14 protein-coding genes and 1 tRNA gene are annotated in these 22430 nt (G+C 69.8%); 3 read left to right on the top strand and 12 right to left on the bottom strand.

All coding sequences use genetic code 11. The annotated features are described in order from the left end of the window. Positions 1 to 99: 99 nt before the first annotated feature. From AC4GY7_RS01990 to AC4GY7_RS01940, 11 genes are all read right to left on the bottom strand, one after another. Positions 100 to 687: an SCO family protein gene (locus AC4GY7_RS01990; protein WP_491111726.1), complete on the bottom strand. Its 588-nt coding sequence runs from the start codon at positions 685 to 687 to the stop codon at positions 100 to 102. After that, positions 684 to 3386: a galactose oxidase-like domain-containing protein gene (locus AC4GY7_RS01985; RefSeq protein ID WP_491111725.1), complete on the bottom strand. Its 2703-nt coding sequence runs from the start codon at positions 3384 to 3386 to the stop codon at positions 684 to 686. The genes AC4GY7_RS01990 and AC4GY7_RS01985 overlap by 4 nt, the downstream gene beginning before the upstream one ends. 11 nt (positions 3387 to 3397) lie before the next feature. Next, complete coding sequence (locus tag AC4GY7_RS01980; protein ID WP_491111724.1) at positions 3398 to 4042, bottom strand: SCO family protein; 645 nt, start codon at positions 4040 to 4042, stop codon at positions 3398 to 3400. 184 nt (positions 4043 to 4226) lie between these two features. Beyond that, positions 4227 to 5192 (bottom strand): FecR family protein, encoded by a 966-nt coding sequence (locus AC4GY7_RS01975; RefSeq protein ID WP_491111723.1) that lies wholly within the window; start codon positions 5190 to 5192, stop codon positions 4227 to 4229. After that, positions 5189 to 5758, bottom strand: a complete 570-nt coding sequence (locus AC4GY7_RS01970) for an RNA polymerase sigma factor (protein ID WP_491111722.1) — start codon at positions 5756 to 5758, stop codon at positions 5189 to 5191. Before AC4GY7_RS01970 ends, AC4GY7_RS01975 begins: the two co-directional genes overlap by 4 nt. A gap of 103 nt (positions 5759 to 5861) precedes the next feature. Next, positions 5862 to 8702 carry a M16 family metallopeptidase gene (locus AC4GY7_RS01965; protein WP_491111721.1) on the bottom strand — a complete coding sequence of 947 codons (2841 nt, stop codon included), beginning with the start codon at positions 8700 to 8702 and terminating at the stop codon, positions 5862 to 5864. After that, entirely contained in the window at positions 8699 to 11539 is a 2841-nt protein-coding gene (locus AC4GY7_RS01960; protein ID WP_491111720.1) for a M16 family metallopeptidase, read from the bottom strand. The genes AC4GY7_RS01965 and AC4GY7_RS01960 overlap by 4 nt, the downstream gene beginning before the upstream one ends. Positions 11540 to 11542: 3 nt before the next feature. After that, positions 11543 to 14686 (bottom strand): TonB-dependent receptor, encoded by a 3144-nt coding sequence (locus AC4GY7_RS01955; protein ID WP_491111719.1) that lies wholly within the window; start codon positions 14684 to 14686, stop codon positions 11543 to 11545. A 249-nt stretch (positions 14687 to 14935) separates the two neighbouring features. Beyond that, positions 14936 to 17422 (bottom strand): glycoside hydrolase family 95 protein, encoded by a 2487-nt coding sequence (locus tag AC4GY7_RS01950; protein WP_491111718.1) that lies wholly within the window; start codon positions 17420 to 17422, stop codon positions 14936 to 14938. Between the two features lie 423 nt (positions 17423 to 17845). Then, positions 17846 to 17929, bottom strand: a tRNA-Thr gene (locus AC4GY7_RS01945). Between the two features lie 58 nt (positions 17930 to 17987). After that, complete coding sequence (locus AC4GY7_RS01940) at positions 17988 to 19307, bottom strand: replication-associated recombination protein A (RefSeq protein WP_491111717.1); 1320 nt, start codon at positions 19305 to 19307, stop codon at positions 17988 to 17990. Between the two features lie 141 nt (positions 19308 to 19448). Here AC4GY7_RS01940 and AC4GY7_RS01935 point away from each other — a divergent pair, with 141 nt between their 5' ends. Both AC4GY7_RS01935 and AC4GY7_RS01930 read left to right on the top strand, forming a co-directional pair. Next, positions 19449 to 20033 carry a PadR family transcriptional regulator gene (locus AC4GY7_RS01935; protein WP_491111716.1) on the top strand — a complete coding sequence of 195 codons (585 nt, stop codon included), beginning with the start codon at positions 19449 to 19451 and terminating at the stop codon, positions 20031 to 20033. Beyond that, the gene (locus AC4GY7_RS01930; protein ID WP_491111715.1) at positions 20030 to 20323 is read left to right on the top strand and encodes a DUF2218 domain-containing protein; all 294 of its coding nucleotides are present in this window, start codon (positions 20030 to 20032) and stop codon (positions 20321 to 20323) included. The genes AC4GY7_RS01935 and AC4GY7_RS01930 overlap by 4 nt, the downstream gene beginning before the upstream one ends. A 39-nt stretch (positions 20324 to 20362) precedes the next feature. Here the strand turns inward: AC4GY7_RS01930 and AC4GY7_RS01925 are convergent, their stop codons facing one another. After that, positions 20363 to 21502, bottom strand: coding sequence for a glycosyltransferase family 4 protein (locus tag AC4GY7_RS01925; protein WP_491112075.1), 1140 nt, complete (start codon positions 21500 to 21502; stop codon positions 20363 to 20365). Between the two features lie 74 nt (positions 21503 to 21576). Here AC4GY7_RS01925 and AC4GY7_RS01920 point away from each other — a divergent pair, with 74 nt between their 5' ends. Next, positions 21577 to 22275, top strand: coding sequence for a glutathione S-transferase family protein (locus AC4GY7_RS01920; RefSeq protein ID WP_491111714.1), 699 nt, complete (start codon positions 21577 to 21579; stop codon positions 22273 to 22275). Positions 22276 to 22430 lie beyond the last annotated feature (155 nt).

The following is a 22430-nucleotide window of genomic DNA, read 5'->3' as shown; positions in this document are numbered from 1 at the left end:
GACGCTCAAGGCTCTTTTCCTGACGATGGTGCCGGACCCGAGCTAATCGACGATGGTAGCCATATCGTTAAGCGCGTCCAAAATGGTCATATGTCCGGTTCATCCGCGCAGCAGCGCCGGATATTGTGCCAGCATCTCCAGATCTTGGCCGAGGCGCGCCCGATCGAGCGGCAAGGCCCGATAGCGGCGCACCACCCGGCCGCCGACGCCGAGCAGCATGACGTCCGTGCTGTGCATGGCCGTATCGAATCGGCCGTTCACCGCGCCGGCGCCCTGATAGGCACGCACCAGCCGCAGCATCGCGTCCCGATTGCCGGTCAGGAACGCCCAGTTCGCGGCGGGCGCACCAAAGGTCGTCGCATAGCCGGCGAGCGCCGCGGGGGTATCGTTCTGCGGATCGACGGTGACCGAAACGATGCGCAGGTCGCGCCGCAGCCGCGGCGGCAGGCCCTTAAGCACCGTGGCGAGTTCGGCGGTCTGCCGCGGGCAGGTGGTGCCGCATCCGGCAAAGATGAAGTTCAGCAGCACCGGCCGGCCCGCCAGCCGGGCGGGGTCGAACCGCCGCCCGGACTGGTCGAGGAAGCCGGCGAACGGCGTCGCTTCGCGGGGTGGCGCACCTGCCGCCAGCAAGCCGGCCGCCAGCACCAGGGCGAGGAGCGGCCGGGCGAGGCGGCGTGCGCCGGTCACTTGCGCACCACCACGGTGCGCGCCGTGTCCGGCCGGATGCCCCAGATCGACCCGTTCGGCCCGAGTGCGATGGCATTGAGCGTGGTCGACGCGGCCTGCCAGTCTGCAGCGTCGCTGTCGCTCTGCTTGATCCAGACCGAGTTGTCCCAGCTGTTGGCAATGGCGACCTTGCCGTTGGCGGCGGAGATCGATTTCGCCGCCAGCCCGACCGGGACCCAGCGATTATCGCGCAAGCGATAGATGCTGAGGTTGGGCGAGACGCCGTAGATGCTGTTCGCGTTCAGCACCGTCACCTCGTCGAGCACCATGTCGCCGGGCAGCGGCGCCCATTTGTAGTCGCTGAGATAGATCCAGCCGCGCCCTTCCTTGGAGATGACGACGGCGGTGCCGTCTGCCCCGACGGCGATCCGCTTGGCGTAGGAGCCGGCATAGTTCCAGGTCTTGCCGTCCCAGCGCCGGACGTCGCCGGCAGCGTCGATCGCGAACATCCGGTTGGCGTTCTGCACCGCCATGTCGGTGAAACCGGTGGCGATCCGCGTCCAGTTATAGGGCGTGTTGTAGCGCCACAATTCCCGGGCTGGATTGACCACGACCGCGGTGCCGTCCTGCCCCACGGAGATGCGCGAGGCGTTGTCGGCAAGCGCGGACCACGTGCCGCCCGTGGTCGGCGGAGTCGGCGTCGGCGTCGGCGGGGGCATGGGCGTCGGCGTCGGCGGGGGCGTGGGCGTCGGAGGCGGCGTCGGGGCCGGAACGCGGGTCACGACGGGGTTGAGCGAGGCGAGAACCTGGCAGCTCTTGGGCCGGCCACGCGCCGGATCGCCGAAGTTCGCGATCGTGCAGGGCAACGACCCCTGCATCGTGCGGATCGACCAGCGATCACCGGTGCCGTAGCGGATCGCCGTTCCCGTGGGATCGTTGCAGGTGTCGCCATCCCTGGCGCAGGGACGCCATTCGTAGCTCGGCCCCGACATGCTGGTGCCGGCCCCGGTCTGCGCGGCATTGGCAGCGGTGGAGACCGCCCCGACCGGCGTCGACGGTGCGACCGGCGGGGCGGCGATGGCCGCGCCCAGCGCGACGATGACCGACGGGGACGGCACGCCGTCGGCATCGACCGCGGTCAGCAGGTAATAGCCCGGCGGCGCCGCGGCGGCGGAGGCCGGCGTGCGCACCGTCAGGATGGTCCCGGCCTGGCTGTGGGTGAGCGGGATGTAGCGCTGGCCGGCGTCGAAACTGTGGGTGCTGCCGCCGACGCGGACCAGCGCGACCGAGCGGATCGCGTTGGCGTTCGCCATCTCGACGCGCAGGGTCTGACCATGGTTTAGCTTGGTCGTATCGAGGCTGAGCACCTGCGGCCGCGGCGCGAGCTGCATCCTGCCGCCGACGCGCTGGAACAGATACGGGGGGTAATAGACCTCGGCGTTCAGGTTGACGACCGGCCCCGGCACGCCGCCGCCAGCGGTCAGCACGGTGCCGTTGGGCATCAGCAGCGCCGACGAGTGATAGCCGCGATAGACACCGGCCGATGCGCCGAGCGTCCAGGTGTTGCTGGTCTTGTCCCACAGTTCGGCGGGACGCACGTCGCTCCAGCCGGCCTCGTCGGCATAGAGCGATCCGCCCTCCACCAGGACGGTGCCGGTCGGCAGTGCGACCGCATTGGCCCATTGCCGGCCGAAGATCATCGGTGCCGCCTCGCGCAGCACCGGCGTCGCGCCGTTGATGTCGACGATGGTCGCGGCCGAGCTCGAATAGGTGGCATCGGCGTTCTGCTGGCCGTTGCCGCCCATCTGGATGATCCGGCCGACGTCGTACATCACCGCCGTGGACGTGGGGCCGACATTGGGCAGCAGCTGGTTGGCCAGCCGGTCGTAGCTTTCCTTCGACTTGAGGATGCCGGCGCTCTGGAACGCGCCGTTGCCCGCGGTGTCCATCCACCACATCTGTTCGGCGGAGATGCCGAAGACGCGGCCGGTCGGCCCCTGCCAGGCGCGCGGATACCAGAAGCGGCCCAGTTCGCGCGAAAAGGCGGTGGCATCGGCGGCGCCGAACAGGCTGCGCCAGCCGGTCGCCTCGTCATACACCTCGGGCACGAAATTGTTGACGTCGCCATAGGGATAGGAGCCGCCGAGGATCAGCGGTCGCCCGTCGCTCTGCGTCAGCATGGTCGCATAATAGCGATCGTAGGCGAGATTGCGGCCGAGGCCGCGCACCGCGGAGCCGGTGGGATTGACGACGACGCTGCCCTTGTCGTTGCCGCCGGCGAAGATGCCGCCCGCGATCAGCGTCGAGCCATCGTTGAGGAATACGGCGGCGGAGCAGAAGCTGTCGACATCGGCGACGCCGTTGAGGGTGATGTGGCTGGCGCCGCCGAAGCCCTTTGCCGGATCCCAGATGTCGTAGACGCGGCCGGCCTGCACGCCCTGGCCGTTGGGCGAGCCATAGGTCACGACCTTGCCGTTGGGCAGCAGCGTCGAATGGATGCCGATCAGCGGCCAGTTCTGCACGCCGGACCACATGCCGTGGACGTCGGCGCCGTCGGGAATCTGGAGGTTCTGCATCGCCGGATCGGCCGTCTGGGTGACGCGGGTGGCGAGCTGCTGCGCGGTCGCTACGCCGGGCAGGGCGGCGGCGAGCAGGATGGCGGAGGCGAGGATGGTGCTGCCGCGCGCGCGGCGGCGGATGGAGGACTTGGCATTGAGCATGGCGAGGACCTTCAGGGTTGGGCGGAAAGGGTGGCGGGCGCGGCGCAGCCCGCCGCCGACGGCTGGCGGGGCAGCGTGTCGATGACGGCGATCTCCCGCGCCAGGCGATCGCGGTCGAGCGGCGCGCCTGCGTAGCGCTGGCGCAGGCGCCCATCGGCGTCGAACACCGCGACGACGGCGGAGGGCTCGGCGTCGCTCATCGGTGCGACGTCGAAGCTGCGGCGGGCGGCGGCGACGCTCGCGGCGGGCCCGCGCAGCATCGTCCAGCGCCGGCTATCGAGCCGCCACGTGCGATCGAGGCGCCGCAGGTCGGCGGCGGAACGTCCGCCGGTGTCGATGGCGATCATCGCAACGCGTCCGGCCAGCGCCGGCGGCATCGCGCGCGCGATCCGGTCGAGGTCGATCATCCGCATCGCGCAGGTCGCGTCGCAATTGCGCTGGAGCAGGGTCACCACGGTCATGCGGCCGGCGACGCGGTCCGCGCTCATCGCCCGTCCTGCGCGGTCGCGAAGGTCGCCGACGGCGGACAGCGCAGCCGGCAGGCATTGGGCGGCGCGATAGCTTTCTGCGGTAGTTGCTGAGGCAAGCGCCAGCGTGAGTCCCGCAGCCGTCAGGCGCACGACGGCTAACGGATGAAGCGGTCTGCTCCTCCCCATGATGTAGAATGTCCCTGAACGTTTATGTCTATAATGGACGTCTTATGACGGTTGCTGAACGGCCGCAGCAGCAAACTTGGCCGGTCCGGTCCCAATAATGGACAATGGAATGTTAACGGCCCGGGGAGCAGCGGGGGAGCGCGGGTCTGCGCCCGCTCGGCCAACCCGGTGGAGGTCGGCTGCCTCAGCGTTCGCCGGTGCCGTCGGTCGGCCGACCGCGGCGGGTGGAAAGCACGATATCCTGCTTGTCGCCGCCGACCGTGACGCCGAGCGCGACCGCCGCCGCGCGGGCGAAGCCTTCGGGATCGTCGAGGCGGAAGATCCCGTGCAGCCGGCGCGCGCCGATCGACGCGTCGCCCAGCGTGACCTTGCGCGTGTTGTAGCGGTTCATCTCCGCCACGGCGCTGGCGAGCGTGTCGCCGGCAAGGTCGAGCTCGCCGGTCCGCCACGCCAGACGCCGTTCCACCCCGGTGGGGGCGGTGGCGATGATGCCGACGCGCGCGTTGTTGCCCACGAACACCCCGGCGCCGGCGTGGATCAGGCGCGCGCGATCCGCGGCTCCGTCGGTCCACACCCGCACCGTGCCTTCGGTGACGAGCACGTCCGCGCCCGTGCTGCGCCGCCTGACCGAGAAGGAGGTGCCGACCGCCTCGACATGGACCGCCCCGGCGGTGACGACGAAGGGGCGCGCCCGGTCGTGCGCGACGCGGAACCAGGCCTCGCCCTCGTCCATCGTCACCGCGCGCCGGTGGGCGGACAGCGCGACCTCTACCCGGCTGTCGGAATTGATCGCGACGCTGCTGTCGTCGGCCAGCCGCACCTGGCGGATCTCGCCCGTGCGCGTCCGGAAATCCTTGGTGTCCGGATGGTGGAGGAACAGCACGGCCAGCGATGCCGCGATCGCCGCTCCCGCGCCGCCGATCGCCCAGCGCCGCACGGGCACGCGGCGTGCCGGCGCTTCGTGCATCGCCGCATCGTCCAGCATGTCGAGTGTCGCCCAGGATGCCTCGAGCGGCAGCAGCACGCCTTCACGCCGCGGATCCTCGGCGAGCCACGCGTCGAGCGCGGCGCGGAACGCCGGCGTATCGCCCTCGCGGTCGCGCCGCAGCACCCAGCGGGCGGCCTCCTCCTCGATCGCCTTCCGGTTCATCGCCGCAGCCTCCGCGGTAGCAATTGGTCGGCGCCCTTCACGCGGCGCAGCGCCTTGGCGATCAGCAGCAGCCCCTTCACGCCATCATTCTCGACGATATTCTCACTGATGCCCAATCGGTCGGCGATCTCGCGCTGCGACAGCCCCTCGATCTTGCGCAGGCGAAAGATCGCCTGGCAGCGCGCCGGCAGCGACGCGACGATGCCCATCACCCGGTCCAGCTCGCGCCGATCGCCGGCGATCCGCTCGGGATCGAGGTCGTCGCGGTCGCCCGGCAGGTCGGCGGCATCGCCGATCGCATCAATCGGCACGACGCGACGGTGCCGGATGCGATCGAACAACAGGTTGCGCACGATCGTCGCGAAATAGCGGTCCGGATGCTCGATTGCCTCGAATGCGTCGATCGCGGCGATGCGGACATAGGCATCCTGGATCAGGTCGTCGGCCTCGTCGGGGGTGGTGCCGCGGCGCCTCAGCCAGCCGCGGACCTGCGGCTCGTGGGGCAGGATATGCTGCGCGACCCACAGCGCGCGCCGCGTCCGGATATCTCCACCGCCGCCACTCAACAGTTGATCCGTCGCTCCGCCTGCACCGGCGCCGAACACGGCCCCGGCGCGAGCATAGCGGCGCCCGGCCCCGCTGCAAGCGTGGCGCACCGTCGATTTGCGCTCAGTCCGCGGCATCGGGCGTCGCCGCGACAACCGTGAGCGGCAGCCCCGCGTCCGCCAGCTGCGGCCGGATCGCGCCCGCATCGCCGACGATGACTACCAGTTCGTGCTGCGGCCGCAGCGTGCGCCGCATGGCGTCGCGCGCATCGTCGAGCGTCACGGCGGCGAACCGCCGCGCCAGCCCGACATAATAATCCTTCGGCCGCCCCAGCCGCACCAGCCGCTGCATGCCGCCGAACACCCCGTCAGCACTGGCGAAGCGGCTCGGCAGTGCGTCGAGGCTTGCCTGCCGAGCGCCGGTGAACTCCGCCTCGGTCATCGGCCGCGCGCCGACATATCCGGCCATCAGGCGGCGAAGCTCGGCGAGGGCAGGGCCGGTCTTGTCGGTCTGCACCGCGGTTTCGGCGACATAGGGGCCGGCATCGCGCCCCAGCAGGAAACCGCCGTTCGCGCCATAGGTCCAGTGCTTGTCCTCCCGCAGCACCATGTTCATCCGTGCGGTGAAGCCATCGCCCAGTCCCCGGTTGCCGACCTCCGCCGCCTCGATCGGGTCGGCGCCGGTCAGGTCGTTGGGCATGCCGATCAAGATCTCCGCCTGCGGCGCGTTCGGCCGGTCGACCAGCACGATGCGCGGGGTGGACGGGGCGAGCGGCGGCAGCGGCGCCTTGCCCGGTGCGCCCTCGCCATGCCAGCCGGCGAAGGCGCCGTCGATCGCGGCGCGTACCTCGTCCAGCGGCCGGTCGCTGAGCACGACGAACACCGCCTTGTCCGGGCGGATCCACTGCCGCCAGTAGCGCGCCAGATCGCCGCGATCGATCGCCGCGATCTCCGCCGGCGTGCCCAGCCCCTCGACGCGGGCATAGGGGTGGTCGGCGCCGTAGAGCAGCGGTGCCAGCGTCCGCATCGCGATCGCATCGGCACTGGCGGCCTGCTGCGCGATCACCGACTGCACGCGGTCACGCGCGGTGGCGATGGCGTCGGCACTGTCCAGCGCGGGATCGCGAACCGTTTCCGCCAGAAGCCCGAGCGAGGGCGCGAGGTTCGCGCTCGGCGTGTCGAGCTGGACGTTGGCGCGATCCTCGTTGCTGTTGATGTCGATGCTGGCGCCCAGCTGCTCCATGGCGATCGCGAACGCGGCGGCATCGCGACGCGCGGTGCGCAGCGTCATCATCGTCAGCGCCATCGCGCCGGTGCCGACGCGGCCGGCGGGATCGGCGCCATAGCCGGCATCGAACGAGATCGCGACGCGCGTAACCGGCGAGGCGGTGCGTCGCGCGTAGAGCAGGGTGGCGCCGCTGGCCAGCGTCGCGCGCTCGATCTTCGGGAATGCCAGGGTCGGCGAGGGGAGGACAGGCGGTGGCGTGCGCGTCGGCCGACTGCGTTCGGCGGCATCGGTGGCGGGCTGCGGCGCGGCGGCAGGCGCTGCGGCCGCCGCCTCGGCGGGGCGGGCGCCCGGCGTCACCACCAGCGTGAACGACGGACGTGTCAGCCAGCGCCGGCTCGCCGCCAGTACCGCCTCGGGGGTCAGCGCCGCATAGCGACCGACTTCGGCGAGGTGGAAGCCCGGCTCATCGTGCTGCACCGCGCCCTCGGCCAGCATCATGCCGCGCAGCTTCAGGTCGTCCAGCGTCTGCAGCATATCCGTGCTGGCACCGATCTGCTTGCGCCGCAGCGCTGCGGCGTCCGGTGGCGCCTGAAGGAACGTCGCGATCAGCGTGTCGAGCCGTGCCGACACCTGGGCGGGCGTGACGCCTTCGCGCGGGACGACGGTGATCGAAAAGATGCCGCCTTCCGCGTTGGCGGTATAGGCCGCGGACGCGCTGACCGCGAGCCGATCGCGATCGACGAGAGCACGGGAGAGCAGGCTGTTGTCGCCACCGCCGAGCAGCGCGGCGGCGGCGGTGAGGGCGGTGGCATCGGGTGCGCCGTTGCCCGGCACCGGCCAGCTGCGGGTCAGCTGCGCCTCCGACACGGCATCGGTGATCGTCTCGGTACGCGACGCGGGCAGGCGCGGCACCGCGGGGGTCGCCCGCTGCAACGCCGGGCCGCGCGGGATCGCACCGAAGGTGCGCGTCACCAGTCGCTTCGCGGTCGCGACGTCCACATCGCCGGCCAGCACCAGCACGGCGTTATCGGGGCCGTAATGGTCGCGGAACCATTGCCGGACTTGCGCCAGCGTCGCCGCGTCTAGATCGGCCATCGAGCCGATCGGCGCATGTCCCAGCGGATGGTCGCGCGGATAGAGGCCGGCGATCGTGATGTCGTCGGCAAGGCCATAAGGCTTGTTGTCGCCCTCGCGCTTTTCGTTCTGCACCACGCCGCGCTGCGCATCGAGGCGGTTCTGTCCGACGGCGCCGAGCAGATGGCCCATCCGGTCGGATTCGATGAACAAGGCGCGCTCCAGCGCGCCCACCGGCACCGTCTCGAAATAGGCGGTATAGTCGAAGGTCGTCTGGGCGTTGGCCCCGGTCGCGCCGATCGCCTCCATCGCCTGCGTCACGTCGCCGGTCACATTCTCGCTGCCCGAGAACATCAGGTGTTCGAACAGATGGGCAAGGCCGGTTTGTCCGGCCGGTTCGTCGACCGACCCGACGTCATAGGCAAGGGTGATCGCCACCAGCGGCGCGCTGCGATCGGTATGGACGATCACCCGCAAGCCATTGGGCAGTGTGAAGCTGTCGTAGGGCAGGCGCAGCGAGCCGGCGAGCTTCGCCGGCGAGGCCGCCACGGGCCGCGGCGTTCCTGCCGTTTGCGCGCCCGCTGCCGCAGAGGCAAGGAGAGCAGAAGTGGCGAGGCCCGCCGCCAGGCGGGCGAGCAGGGGCTTGGGGCGCAGCGGCATCATCGGGCACTCGGGAAAGGATGGACGGGCAGATCGATCGCCTTCAGCTGCGGCCGGATGGCGGCGATGTCGCCGGACAGCGTCCAGAAAAAGGCGTCGGGCCGCAGCAGCGCGCGCAAGGCCGCCTCCACCTGCGGCTGCGTCACCGCACGATACCGTGCGGCGCGCGACGCGACGTCCGGCTTCGCCTCGCCGTTACCGGCGCGGGACGCCAGCGCATCGAGCACGCCGTCCGGCAAGGTGACTCCGGCCGCCGCCTCGCGCGACAGCTGGTCCGCTGCGGCGCGTACTTCGGCTTCGGTCACCGGCCGCTTGCCGACGATGTCGGCCAGTTCGCGCCGGATTTCCACGAGCGCGTCGCCGGCATGGGCGGTCTCTGCCGCGGTTTCGATCGTCAGGGTATTATGACCAAGGCGATGGGTGAGTATCGCTCCAGCATCATACACCCATTGATGGCGGATGCGCAGATTGGTGCTGATCCGGCCGTAGGTACCGCCGAGGATCATCATGCCGACGCTGGTCGCCGCGTCCTCCGTATCGACGTCCGCCGGCACGTTCTGCATGCCTTGGATGCCCACCATCGACGGGTTGGACCGATCGTCGTGCAGGTAGATACCGGGCGTTGCCGCGGCCCCCGCGATCGGGACCGGCCGGCGACCGGCAGGACCTGCGTTCGTCCAATGGCCCAGCCCGTTCTCCAGCGCGGTGCGGACGGCGTCGAACGGCAGGCTGCTGACGACGAAGACGGCCGCCCTGTCCGGCCGGATCCAGCGCGCCGCCGCCGCCGCCAGCGCGGCGGGATCGAGCGCAGCGATGCCATCGCTCTGCGCCGCCGCGACCGAACGGCCATAGGGGGACGCCGGATCCGCCATGGCGGTCCGGATCAGCGTCGTCGCATCCGGCGCCGACGAACTGCCCGCCTGGACGGTGCGAGCGGCCTCCGCGTCGGCGGCAGTCCAGCGCGTATTGCGCACGATGTCGGCCAGCAATGTCGCGCCGGTGCCGAGTTCAACGCTCGGCACGGCGAGGGTGAAGCCGGAGCGGTCGTCGCTCACCTGGGTGGTCAGCGTCGCCCCGATCTCCCCCATTTGCGCATCGACGGCGGGTGTCTGGTAGAGCGCCATGAGCACCTGCTGGAGCCCGATCGCACCGTCCGGATCGCTGGTCGTCCCCGCATCGAACGACAGCCGCACCGTGGTGAACACGCCGGCCGGGTCATGGACATAGGCGACGGGTATGCCGTTCGACAGCGTCGCACGCCGGACCGCCGGGAAGACGGCATCGACGGTGGCACCGACCGCCGGCATCGCCAGCGGCCGGCTTCGCATCGGTGCGGCGGGTTCAGCGGTAGCCGCGGGTTCAGCGGTAATCGCCGGCTCGGCCATCATCGCCGGCTCGGCCACGGCCTGTTCGGCGAGGGCATCTGCCGGTGGCGCCGCCTTCGCCTCACCCGGCAGGATGGTCAGCGCATAGACCGGTCGCTGCGTCCAGCGTGCCAGCGTCGCACGGACCGATGCGGGGGTCTGTGCAAGGATCGCGCGCACACGCTTGAGGTCATCGTCGGGATCGTCAGCCATGGACATGCCCTGCGCGAGCATGGCCGCCCGTCCGTCCGGCTGGCGCAGCAACTGGAGGTTGGCGGCGAGTTCACCCGTCTTCACAGCATCGATAGCCGCCGGGGAGGGGCCTTGCGCGAAGGCCTGCGCCAGCACGGCATCGAGGCGGCGGCTCGCCAGCGCCGGGGCGACGCCCTCGCGCGGCGTTGCGATCACGCCCAGTTCGGATCCGAACCGGTGACGGTCGAGGGTCACCGCAACGTCTGTGAACAGTTTTTCATCGTCGACCAGCACACGCTGCAACAGGCCATCGGGCAGCGACAGCGCGCGTGTGCCGACGATCAGCGCGGCGATGTCCGGACTGTCTCCACCCGGCACCGCCCAATAGCGGCGCAGTTCGGGATGGCCGATCGGCTGTGTCACCGTGTCGTCGATACGCGCAGGCAGCGTCGGGATGGTGTGCGGAATGGGCGCGGGTGCCGGGTGATTGGGGATGTCGCCAAAATAGCGCGTCACCAGCCGCTTGGCGGTGGGCACGTCGATATCGCCGACGAGGACGATCGTCGCGTCGCGGGGATTGTAATGGTCCCGATACCAGGCGCGCGCGGTGGCGACGGTCGCCGCGTCCAGGTCGGCGGTCGATCCGAGCCCGGAATGGCCATAGCCGTGATCGTCGCCCCAGATCGCCGCATTCGCCCGGTCCACGATCTCGACCGCCGGGCCGGTGCCCTTCAGGCGCTTCTCGTTCTGGACGATGCGGCGTTCCTGATCGAGCTTGGCCGGGGTGATCGCGCGTTCCAGCCACCCCATGCGGTCGCTTTCCAGGAACATCGCCCGTTCCAGCCCCGCGACCGGCGTCTGCACGAAATAGCGTGTCAGGTCGCTGTCGGTCACCGCGCCCGTATCCGCGCCCATCGGCCCGGTATAGGTCATGAACGCCGCGGGCGCATTCTCGCTGCCGTTGAACATCAGATGTTCGAACAGGTGCGCGAACCCGGTCTTGCCGGGCGGTTCGTCGACATAACCGACGCGGTAGATCGTCTGCATGCGCACCACCGGCTGGCTGCGATCGGTATGCACCACGACGCGCAGTCCGTTGGGCAGGGTGAAGCGCTGCCAGTCGATCCGCAGCGCCGATTGCAGCCGCTCGCGATGCTTGGAGCGCTCGCCGGCCGGTTCCGCGGCGGTCGCAGCCTTGCGCGGCTCCTGCGCCGATGCCCCCATTGCCGGCGAGGCCGTCGCCAGCAGGATCGCGATCGTCGCAGCGCGGGGGCGGTACGCCATGGCTCAGAACGCCTTGACCAGCGTGAACGCGTAGATCGCGCCGCGGGGATCGCCATATTGGCTGTACGGCGCGCTCGGCGACGTGGTGTCGATCGCCGGCCACGTGTCGAACACGTTGGTCACCGACAGGCGCAGCGTCGCGCCATGGCCCAGCACGTAGCTGCCGGTCAGGTCGTGGAACACCTGCCGGCGGACGCGTGCGCTGCCCTGCGACGCGATCACCTCATGGTCGACGTTGAGGTAATAGCCGCTGAAGAAGCGGGTCTGCCAGCCGAGGCTCAACCGGTCGTCGGACCAGCGGACATGCCCGACCCCGCGCCAGCGCGGGGCGCCGAGCGGCTGTCCCCCGGTGATGAAGCCGCGGCTGACCACGCCGGCATATTCGGTCGGCCGATCGGTCGGCAGTTCCTGCGCCGCCAGCTTGGCGACATAGGTCGCGCGCCCGCCGATCGAGAGCGTGCCCGACCCGATGTCGCGGGTATAGTCGCCGACGAAGTCGATCGCCTCGCTGGTCAACCCGGCAAGGTTGGTCAGCGACAGGTCGAGCGACCGGATCGGCCCGACGGAAAAGCCGTCCGAGGCCGGTCCGCGTGGAAACCGCTCCGGATTGCGCGCCAGGAAATCAAGGAACGCCTGACGCAGCGTGGGGCTGCCATCCGAATAGGCGAGCAGTTCGATATTGGTGTAGTTGTTGCGCTGCACCGTCCGGGTCCAGTCCGCCGACAGGCGCAGTCCGCGCAGGAAGCCGGGCTCCAGCACCACGCCCGCGCTCCACGACCGCGACGTCTGGGGCTTGATGTCCGGATTGCCGCCGACGAAGCCCGGCAGCACGTTGATGCCTTGCGAACCCGGCTGGCCGATCGGCTCGCCGCCGCGCTGCGGATCGAGCGCGTCGGTGAAGACGAAGGGGACGGCGATACGGGTCAGTTGGTCCAGCCGCGGCGGTACGTAGCCGGTGGCATAGGACCCGCGCAGCATGACGCCCGGCACGGTGACCCAGCGCGCGCTGATCGACGGATTGGTGCTGGTGTTGCGGGTCGTGCCCACCGGATTGCGGCCGCCGGCCGGCGGGCATTGCCCGACCAGATCGTCCGAGGGCAGGGGGCCGGCATCGAAAAAGCATTCCAGCTGCTTCGAGCCGCGACCGACGTAGCGTTCGGCGCGCGCGGCGAGCGTCAGCGACAGTTCCTGCACCAGCGGCAGCGTCTTGCCGTTCCCCAGGATCGGGATCGCGAGCTCGCCGTAGAGCGCATCGATCCGCTGCGAGCGCGGCCCGATGTAGGTGATGGCGGAATCGGAGGCGGTGTTGACCACCGACAGCGTGCCGTCGAGCTTGTCGACGTTGCGCTCCGCGCTGACCGTCGCCTTGATCGCGCCGCCGGGCAGCCTGAGCGGTAGCGGTCCCGCCAGCCGGAACGTCAGCGTCCGCTGCCGGGTGATGCCGGCGGAATTGAAGGTGCCGTAGCGGCTGTCGATGAACTGGTAGGCGGGCGGTGCCTGCACGAAGTCGCGCAGCACGTCGATGCCGCCGTCACCCAGCGCGGAGAGGAACGCGCCGCTCAGCCCCGGGCCGCTCGGCTGTCCGCTGTTCTCGCTGCGCCCGAACGTCAGGTCCAGCACGGCCTGCCAGTCGTGGGGCAGCTTCGCGATGGCACCGACCAGCCCGCGATACTGGGCATTGAGGGTGCGGAACGACCGGTCCGCGCCGGGAAACGGGGTGGTGACCACCACGTCCTCGGTGAAGGGATTGTTGGGCGCATCGGCAGACAGGGTGACGACCTCTGGCCCCCGCGCCTCCATGCCGGTCGTTGTGGTGCGATTGCCGTTCAACTCGACATAGGCCTGCAGCCACGACGTCATGTCGCGCCGTACCGCGACCATCCCGGACCATTGCCGCGCACCCGCGGTCATCTGGCTCAATCCTCCGGCGGCGGTTGGCGCCAAGCCCAGGTCGTAGGTGCCGGCGTTGGCGATCAGCGGCGCGATGCCGTCGATCGCCAGCCCGCGATAGCCGATCGGCGCATGGGTATAGGAACTCGCCAGCGTAGTACCGCCATAGTCCGGCTTCAGCATCAGCAGGTCGCCCGACGCCGAGCGCAGGTTGGCGACGCGACCGAGCGGCGGGAACGTGACGAAATAATCGGGATCGTTGGTGATCGCGCGGTCGCGCGCGTGGATCAGCAACGCGTCGCGGTCGCGTGCCAGCACCGGATCGAGCACCCGGAAGGTGCCGGATGCGGACAGCTTGGTCCGCCCTCCCTCCAGCGCGATGGAGCCGCTCGCATCGATCCGGCGCTCCAGCCCGCCGCCGTCGTAGGTCCCGCCGATCGTCGCGGACACTTCGCCGCCGCGATAGTCGCGGCGCAGCACGATGTTGACGACGCCGCCGGTCGCGCCGGCGCCGTAGATCCCGGATGCGGACGACGCCAGCACCTCGACGCGTTCGATCGCGGCAAGCGGGATGCCGATGATCGACGGCTGCTCGATCGCGCCCGATCCGTCGTTGGCGCCGGGCAGGCGGCGGCCGTCGACCAGGATCAGCGTCTGTCCGTCGCCCAGCCCGCGCAGGTTGACCGATCCGCGCCCGACTTTCGCCGTGCCGGTCTGGATGCTCGATCCTGCCGCCGTGTTGACGTTCAACTGGTCGCGCAGCAGCGCCTCCAGCGTCTGTGCGCCCGACTTCACGATCGCATCGCGGTCCAGCACGATGAAGGGCTGGCTGTCGTTCTGGCTGCGCTGGATGCCGGTGTTGAGCGACCATTCGCGCTGGCCGCGGACCAGGATCTCGGGAATGTTGGTGTCTTCGCGCGCGATGCTCGTCTGCGCGACCACGACATAGGTGCCGGTATCGGTCCGCGTCCAGGCAAGGCCGCTATTCGCCAGCAACTGGCCGAGCGCGTCGACCACGGTGTAGTTGCCGTTGACCGCATTCGTCCGGTGTCCGCGGGCAACGTCCTCGGCAATCAGGATTTGCACGCCCGCCTGCCGGCCCAGCTCGACCACGCCCGCGGCCGCGTCGGCCGCCGCCACCGCGAACGATCGCTTCGGCATCGCCCGTTCGGTCTGCGCCGCGGCGGGCGTCATGCCCACGCCCGCCGCCGTTGCCATCAACACCGCGCCCGCGGCAGCCAGTCGACGCCCCCTCATGATACATCCTCCCCGGCAACGTGTCGTCGTTCCCTGTCCGTCAAGACGGACCGGATCGGCACTTCCTTCGAAAAAATTTTTCCGTCGTTCGATTTTCGCCGCGGCCTACCGCTCGCCGCGATCGCAGCGGCGGGTCAGGTCAGCGCCGTCGGGAACGGCGATGGCCGAATCGCCCGGCCGCAGGGGTCGGGTGCCGGCTTCGCAATACCGCAGGCGCCCGAACGCACGCTGCCGGCGACCGTGAACGGCTCACGCCGGTCGGCGCATCGTCACGTCCACCGCCACGCCGGCCGGCATCGTCACCTCGATCGCGCCGGAGCCGGTCCGCGCCGGGATTGGGCGCCCGTGTCGTGACACGGCCGCGATCACATGGCCGGCGGGCGCACGGACGGTCAGGGTGCGGCGTCCGGCCGAGGTCAGGCGGGCGCGCACCGTATCGTCCCAGGCGATGTCCGCCGTCACGCCGCCGCGGGCGCGCAGGCCGGTCACGCTGCCCCGTGCCCAGTCGGTCGGCAGCGCGGGCAGGATGGCGAGGGTGCCGTCATGGCTTTGCAGCAGCATCTCCGCGATGGCCGCGGTGATGCCGAAATTGCCGTCGATCTGGAACACCGCATGGCCGGGCGCCGGATGCGTGTCGAGCAGGTTGCCGATCGTGCTCGCCTTCAGGAACAGCGCCACCGACCGGCCGGCATGCGCTCCATCGCCCAGCCGTGCCCAGATCGCACTCGCCCAGGCGCGGCTCCACCCGGTAGCAGCGCCGCCGTGATCCTCGCGCCGCTGCATCGACACCCGCACCGCCTCCGCCCAGCGCGGCGTCTGCCGCGGGGTGAACGCCGTGCCGGGATAGAGCGGGTAGAGGTGCGAGATGTGGCGGTGCCCCGGATCCTGCTCGGCGAAATCCTGCGGCCATTCCAGCAACTGGCCGTAGCGGCCGATGCGATAGGGCTCGAGCGGCGGCAGCAGCGCGGCGAGCCGGCGGGCGAAGGCGGCGTCCACCCCCAGCAGCCGGGTGGCGGCGATGCAATTGGCGAACAATTCACGGATCAGCGCGAGGTCCATGGTACAGCCCGCGGCGACCGCGGCCGGCTTGCCGTCCGGCGCGATGAACAGGTTCTCGGGCGAGATCGAGGGCGCCGTGGTCAGCCGCCCGTCGTTGGGGTTGCGCACCAGCCAGGCGGCGCAGAACTCCGCCGCACCGCGCATCAACGGCCAGGCGCGCGTGCGCAGATAGGCAAGGTCGCCGCCGAACGCGTAATGATCCCACAGATGCTGCGCCAGCCACGGCGCGCCCATCGGCCAATTGGCCCAATTGGGGCCGCCCGTGCCGTCACCGACCGGATTGGTCATCGCCCAGATGTCGGTATTGTGGTGCAGGCACCAGCCCGGCATCCCGTAATAGGCGCGCGCGGTGATTGCGCCGGTCGTCGCCAGCTTCTCGATCAGGTCGATCAGCGGCAGGTGGCATTCGGCGAGGTTGCACGTCTCCGCCGGCCAATAGTTCATCTCGACGTTGATGTTGGTGGTGTAGTTGCAGCTCCACGGCGGGCGCAGCTCGTGGCTCCAGATGCCTTGCAGATTGGCAGGCTGCGTGCCGGGCCGCGAACTGGCGATCAGCAGGTAGCGGCCGAAGTGGAACAGCAGCGCCGCCAGCGCCGGATCGGGCGCCGCGAAGTCCGCCGCCCGCCGCTGGTCGGTCGGTGCAGCGCTGCGCGCCGACCCCAGGTCCAGCCGGGTGCGGCGATACAGCGCCCGGTGATCGGCGACATGGGCGTCGCGCAGCGTGGCGAACGAGACGCTGCGCGCCGCGTCGAGCGCCGCTGCCGCCTTGGCCTCGACCGCCGGGGCCGACAGGTCGGGCGCCGTGGCGAAGCCGCGAAACCCGGTCGCCGCGGCGATGCGCAGTTCGATGCTGCCGGCGCCGGCGATCCGCAGCGCCTCGCCGTCGGGCGTGACGGTGCCGTCGGTGCGCACCTCCAGCACCGTCGCGAAGCGCATGCCCCGGCCAGGCTGGTCCGAATAGACGATCGGATCGGGCACCTTGTGGTAATTGGGGGAGGAATAGGTCGGTGCCTTGCCCGCCAGCACCAGCCGCCCCCCGGCCACCACCCGCACGCTCGATCGCAGCAGGCTGGCGAGTGCCACCCGGCAGGCGAGCGCGCCCGGCCGGTCGGCGGTCAGCCGCAGCACGATCAGCTGCCCGGAGTGCGACACGAACGCTTCGCGCGCGAAGCGGATGCCGTCGACCTGATAGGATACCGACGCGATCGCGCTGTCGAGGTCGAGCGTGCGCCGATACCCGCTGGCCGGCGCGCCATGCACCATGTCGAGCGTCAGGTCGGCGAGCGGCTGATAGGCCTGGCTGTACGGTCCCTGCATCGCATGCGCGAGCGTGTCGGCGGCATGGTAATCGCCCGCGAATATCAGCTCGCGCATCCGGCCGAGCAGCGTCGCCGCCTTCGTATCGGGCGGCGGCGCGGGTTGCCCGGACCACAAAGTGTCCTCGTTCAGCGACAGCCGCTCTTGCTCCACGCCGCCGCGCACCATCGCGCCGAGCCGGCCGTTGCCGATCGGCAGCGCATCGATCCATTCCGCGGCCGGCGCATCGAAGCGCAGCCCATGCGCATCCCCCGGCGCTTCCCCGATCCCGGCCGCCGCACCGCCCCGCGTTGCCTGCGAGGCGAGCAGAAGCCCGGTCCACCCCAGCATCGCACGCCGGTCCATCGGCCAAAGGGTCATGCCGTCATCCATGTATCGCAGCCTTTTTTCGATCGAGGACCGGCAGAACAGGCGGTTTCGGGTCACGATGCACCGATGCGGCCATCGAAGCTGATGCCGCCCGACACTCATGTTGAGACACGAAGGGTAACGTCCTTTCGCGTCCATGCACAAGCTTCGATCGGGTGTACTTCCTCAGTTGCAGGTAAAGTCCAGCATCATCAGAAGGATAGTCGTTCGTAAGGATTTGTGTCGGGCTACGATAGCAGCGCAAGCGTGTTGCCTGATGCTTTGATCGCGTTTGCAGAGCGATCGTCAGCAGGCCTGATCTTGCATGGCGTCGGGGGGCGGCGAGGCGCCGCGGGCTGCGCGCGCGATGGGCCGCCGCCCCATGCGGGTCGCCACCAGCGAGTTGGCTGTGAAAAGCGTGTGGGGCAGGGCAGATGGTGCTGGCGGAGGGACTCGAACCCCCGATGTCTTTCGAGACGGCTTACAAAACCGTTGGAATCGCCACTATCCGACGCCAGCGCGGCGGGGCTTTTAGGGCAACATCACCCCCGGTGTCGAGCGCTGCTGCATCGGCGGGTCAGCCCTGCCGCTCGCGGCGCAGCCGGTCCCAATGCGCCAGCCGCTCCTGCAGCCGCGCTTCGAAGCCGCGGCCGCTCGGTTCGTAGAAGCTTTGCGGCGGAAGCTCGTCGGGCCAGTAATTGGCCCCGGAAAAGGCGTCTTCGGCGTCGTGATCGTAGGCGTAATCCTTGCCGTAGCCGATCTGCTTCATCAACTTGGTCGGCGCATTCAGGATGTTGGCGGGCGGCATCAGCGATCCCGTCTCGCGCGCGCTGCGCCACGCCTTCTTCTGCGCCATATAGGCCGCGTTCGATTTGGGCGCGCTGGCGAGATACAGGCACGCCTGCGCGATCGCCAATTCGCCCTCGGGCGAGCCCAGAAAGTCGTACGTGTCCTTGGCGGCGATACATTGCACCAGCGCCTGCGGATCGGCGAGGCCGATATCCTCCACCGCCGCGCGGGTCAGGCGGCGGAGCAGGTACAGCGGCTCCTCGCCCGCGGTCAGCATCCGCGCGAGGTAATAGAGCGCCGCCTGCGGGTCCGATCCGCGGATCGATTTGTGCAGCGCGCTGATCAGGTTGTAATGCCCCTCGCGATCCTTGTCGTAGACGGCGACGCGGCGCTGGAGGAAGGCGGACAGGCCGGCCGGATCGAGCGGCGCGTCGAGCTTGACCGAAAACAGCGTCTCGGCCTGGTTGAGCAGGAAGCGCCCGTCGCCGTCGGCGCTGGCGATCAGCGCATCGCGAGCGGGCGGGGTCAGCGGCAGCGGCCGGTCCTCCAGCGCTTCCGCGCGATCGATCAGCCGCTCCAGCGCGGCACGGCCGAGCCGTTCGAGGATCAGCACCTGCGCGCGGCTGAGCACCGCGGCGTTGAGTTCGAACGACGGATTTTCGGTGGTCGCGCCGACGAGCGTCACCGTGCCGTCCTCGACATACGGCAGGAAGCCGTCCTGCTGCGCGCGGTTGAAGCGGTGGATCTCGTCCACGAACAGCAGCGTGCGGCGGCCGAGCCGGGCATGATCACGCGCCTCGGCGAACGCCTTCTTGAGGTCGGCGACGCCCGAAAACACCGCCGAGATCGCGACGAAGCGCAGGCCGACCGCGCCGGCGAGCAGCCGCGCGATCGTCGTCTTGCCGGTGCCCGGCGGCCCCCACAGGATCATCGACGACAGCCGCCCCGCCGCGACCATCCGGCCGATCGCGCCGTCCGGGCCGGTCAGATGCTCTTGTCCCACGACTTCGCCGAGGTCGCGCGGGCGCAGGCGGTCGGCGAGCGGCGCGGTGTCGCTCGGCACGTCGGGAAGGGGATCGGGCTCGAGGCCGGTGAGCAGGTCTGCCATCCCGCAGGAGATAGGACGCGCGGGGGAAGCCGTCACCCTGCCTTCGCCGCATCCTGTGTCACGCTTGCAAAAATATATCTTGAGCACTCTTGCGCACCGCGACCAAAGATATATCTTGTGCGCATCATGATAGAAGGAACGATGATGTTTGGACATCCACATGGGCGCGGCTGCGGGCCGCGCGGCGGCAGGGCGCCGTGGGACCGGTTCGCCGCCGAATTCGCCTCGCGCCTAGACGAGGCGCAGCGTGGCGGCGGCGGCCGTCGGCGCATGTTCGACGGCGGCGAGCTGCGGCTGGTGCTGCTGCGGATGATCGCCGACGAGCCGCGCCACGGCTATGAGCTCATCAAGGCGATCGAGGACCTGACCGGCGGCGCCTATGCGCCGAGCCCTGGCATGGTCTATCCGGCGCTGACGATGCTCGCCGAGATGGAGCTGATCGCCGAGCAGCAGTCGGACAGCACGCGCAAGCGCTTTGCGATCACCGACGGCGGCCGGCAGCATCTCGCCGAGCATGCCGACCAGGTCGCCGGCCTGATGGCACGGCTGGCGGAGGTCGGCGCGCATCGCGCCCGCAGCGACCGCGCGCCGATCCGGCGGGCGATGCGCAACCTGCGCACCGTGCTGCAGAACCGGCTGGAGGCCGACGACCTGTCGGAAGCGGCGGCGCACGATGTCGCCGAACTGATCGATGAGGTCGTCCGCAAGATCGAGAGGCTGAAATGAGCCAGTCCGTCGCCCGCGTGCCGACCGCCTCGGCCAGCCGCTACCTCCAGCAGCTCGCCAAGCACTGGAGCCACAAGATGGAGGTGAGCTTCACCGCAGAGGAGGGGCGCATCGTCTTCCCCAACGGATCGGTGCTGGAGATGCGCGCCGACAGCGACACGCTGGACGTGGTGCTGACCGTGCCGGATGGCGAGGACGCCGAACGGATGCGCGGTGTGGTGGCGAGCCACCTCGACCGCTTCGCCTTCCGCGAGGCGCCGCTGACCTTCGACTGGCGCGAGCAAGAGTGACATGACTGTATTCCTCTCCTGCTTTCGCAGGGGAGGAATTTAGCGGTGTAGTTCCAGATACGTATCCAGCACCGCCTGGTTCGCGGTATCCCAGCGATACGCGCCCGCGCGCGCATGGCCCGCTTCGCCCATCGCCCGCTTCAGCATGGGGTCGGCGACGATCCGCGCGATCGCGTCGGCATAGCCGGCGATGTCGGCCGGATCGACCAGGAAGCCGGTGACGCCATCCCCGACCAGATCAACCGCACCGGTCGCGCGCGCCGCGACGACGGGAACGCCGGCCGCCATCGCCTCGGTGGTGACGTTGCCGAAGGTTTCGGTGATCGAGGGGTTGAAGAACACGTCCATCGACGCGACCGCGCGGCCGAGGTCGTCGCCCGACTGGAAGCCGGCAAAGATCGCGCCCGGCGCCTGCGCCGCGAACCAGTCCTGCGCCGGCCCCTTGCCGACCACCAGCACCTTGTGCGGCACGCCGCGGCGGGTCAGCGCCTTCACCACCTTGGCGAAGACGTCGAGCCCCTTTTCCTTCACCAGCCGCCCGAGGAAGCCGACCGCGATCTCGTCGTCGCCGATGCCGAGGCTGCGCCGCCAGTCGAGGTCGCGCCGCTCGGGCCGGAAGCGATCATGGTCGATGCCGCGCGACCAGATGGTGATCGGCGTCGTCACCCCCCATTCGCGCAAGGCCGCGCCCATGCTGGGGCTGGGTGGCATGACCCGATCGACCCGGTTGTAAAAACGGGTCATGATCGCCTTGATCGCCGGTTCGACGAAGCCGATCCGGTAATAGCGGAAATAGGTTTCGAACCGCGTGTGGAACGAGGCGACGGAGGGCACGCCATGGCGCCGCGCCCAGGTGACCGCGCCGTGGTTGAGGAAATCGGGCGCCGAGACGTGGACGATGTTGGGCGCGAACGCCTCCAGGTCGGCGCGCGTCGCGCGCGGCAGGTAGCGGCCCAGCCGGTATTCCGCGCGGCCGCCCGGCATCGCGATGGCGGGAACGGACACCAGGTCGCCGGTCGGCGCAAAGGCGGGCGGATCGATCGTCGGCGAATAGACGCGCACGGCGACGCCGGCATCGAGCAGGTGGCGGACGAGAAGGTTCAGCGCCTGGTTGGCGCCATCGCGCGTGTAATTGTAATTGCCGCTGAACAGCGCGACACGAAGGTCCGACGGTTGCATGATGCGGGCGGCCATAGCGCCCGGATTGCGGCGTGACTATGTCGGCGCGGTCGATGGCAAGAAGGACAGATAGCGTGACCGACCTTTCCGCTTTTCCGATCCACCAGCGCTGGCCCGCGCAGCATCCCGATCGGCTCCAGCTCTATTCGCTGCCGACGCCCAACGGCGTCAAGGTGTCGATCATGCTGGAGGAGACCGGCCTGCCGTACGAGGTCCACAAGATCGATTTCGCGAAAGACGACCAGAAGTCGCCCGCCTTCCTGTCGCTCAACCCCAATGGCAAGATCCCGGCGATCGTCGATCCCGACGGGCCCGGCGGCCAGCCCTTCGGCCTGTTCGAAAGCGGCGCGATCCTGCTCTACCTCGCCGACAAGACCGGCCAATTCGTGCCGGTCGATCCCGCCGGGCGGTGGCAGGCGATCCAGTGGCTGATGTTCCAGATGGGCGGGGTCGGCCCGATGTTCGGGCAGGTCGGCTTCTTCCACAAGTTTGCCGGCAAGGACTATGAGGACAAGCGCCCGCGCGACCGCTACGTCGCCGAGGCGACGCGCCTGCTCGGCGTGATGGACACCGCGCTGGCCGGCAAGACGTGGTTCCTCGGCGACGATTATTCGATCGCCGACATATCCATGCTCGGCTGGGTCAACGGCCTCGTCGGCTTCTACGGCGCCGGCGACCTCGTCGGCTTCGACCGCTTCGCCAACGTGAAAGCATGGCTCGACCGCGGCCTTGCCCGACCCGCGGTGCAACGCGGCCTCAAGATCCCGGCGTAGAAGATCCTCCCCGCCACGGGGAGGTGGCGCCGCGCAGCGGCGACGGAGGGGGGCTTCCCCACGCGACACACTCGCGGAAAGTCCCCTCCACCAGCTTCGCTGGTCATCCTCCCCGTACCGGGGTGGATTTTTGTTCCCTAATCGTTCCAATTGTG

The sequence above is a fragment of the Sphingomonas sp. SP5 genome, assembly GCF_058313455.1.
This window is presented reverse-complemented; position numbering and strand designations above follow the sequence as displayed.

Coding starts and splice junctions, on each gene's coding strand:
- AC4GY7_RS01985 (WP_491111725.1), bottom strand. CDS start 3,386: ATGCTCAATGCCAAGTCCTCCATCCGCCGCCGCGCGCGCGGCAGCACC.
- AC4GY7_RS01980 (WP_491111724.1), bottom strand. CDS start 4,042: ATGGGGAGGAGCAGACCGCTTCATCCGTTAGCCGTCGTGCGCCTGACG.
- AC4GY7_RS01975 (WP_491111723.1), bottom strand. CDS start 5,192: ATGAACCGGAAGGCGATCGAGGAGGAGGCCGCCCGCTGGGTGCTGCGG.
- AC4GY7_RS01965 (WP_491111721.1), bottom strand. CDS start 8,702: ATGATGCCGCTGCGCCCCAAGCCCCTGCTCGCCCGCCTGGCGGCGGGC.
- AC4GY7_RS01960 (WP_491111720.1), bottom strand. CDS start 11,539: ATGGCGTACCGCCCCCGCGCTGCGACGATCGCGATCCTGCTGGCGACG.
- AC4GY7_RS01955 (WP_491111719.1), bottom strand. CDS start 14,686: ATGAGGGGGCGTCGACTGGCTGCCGCGGGCGCGGTGTTGATGGCAACG.
- AC4GY7_RS01950 (WP_491111718.1), bottom strand. CDS start 17,422: ATGACCCTTTGGCCGATGGACCGGCGTGCGATGCTGGGGTGGACCGGG.
- AC4GY7_RS01940 (WP_491111717.1), bottom strand. CDS start 19,307: ATGGCAGACCTGCTCACCGGCCTCGAGCCCGATCCCCTTCCCGACGTG.
- AC4GY7_RS01935 (WP_491111716.1), top strand. CDS start 19,449: ATGATGTTTGGACATCCACATGGGCGCGGCTGCGGGCCGCGCGGCGGC.
- AC4GY7_RS01930 (WP_491111715.1), top strand. CDS start 20,030: ATGAGCCAGTCCGTCGCCCGCGTGCCGACCGCCTCGGCCAGCCGCTAC.
- AC4GY7_RS01925 (WP_491112075.1), bottom strand. CDS start 21,502: ATGCAACCGTCGGACCTTCGTGTCGCGCTGTTCAGCGGCAATTACAAT.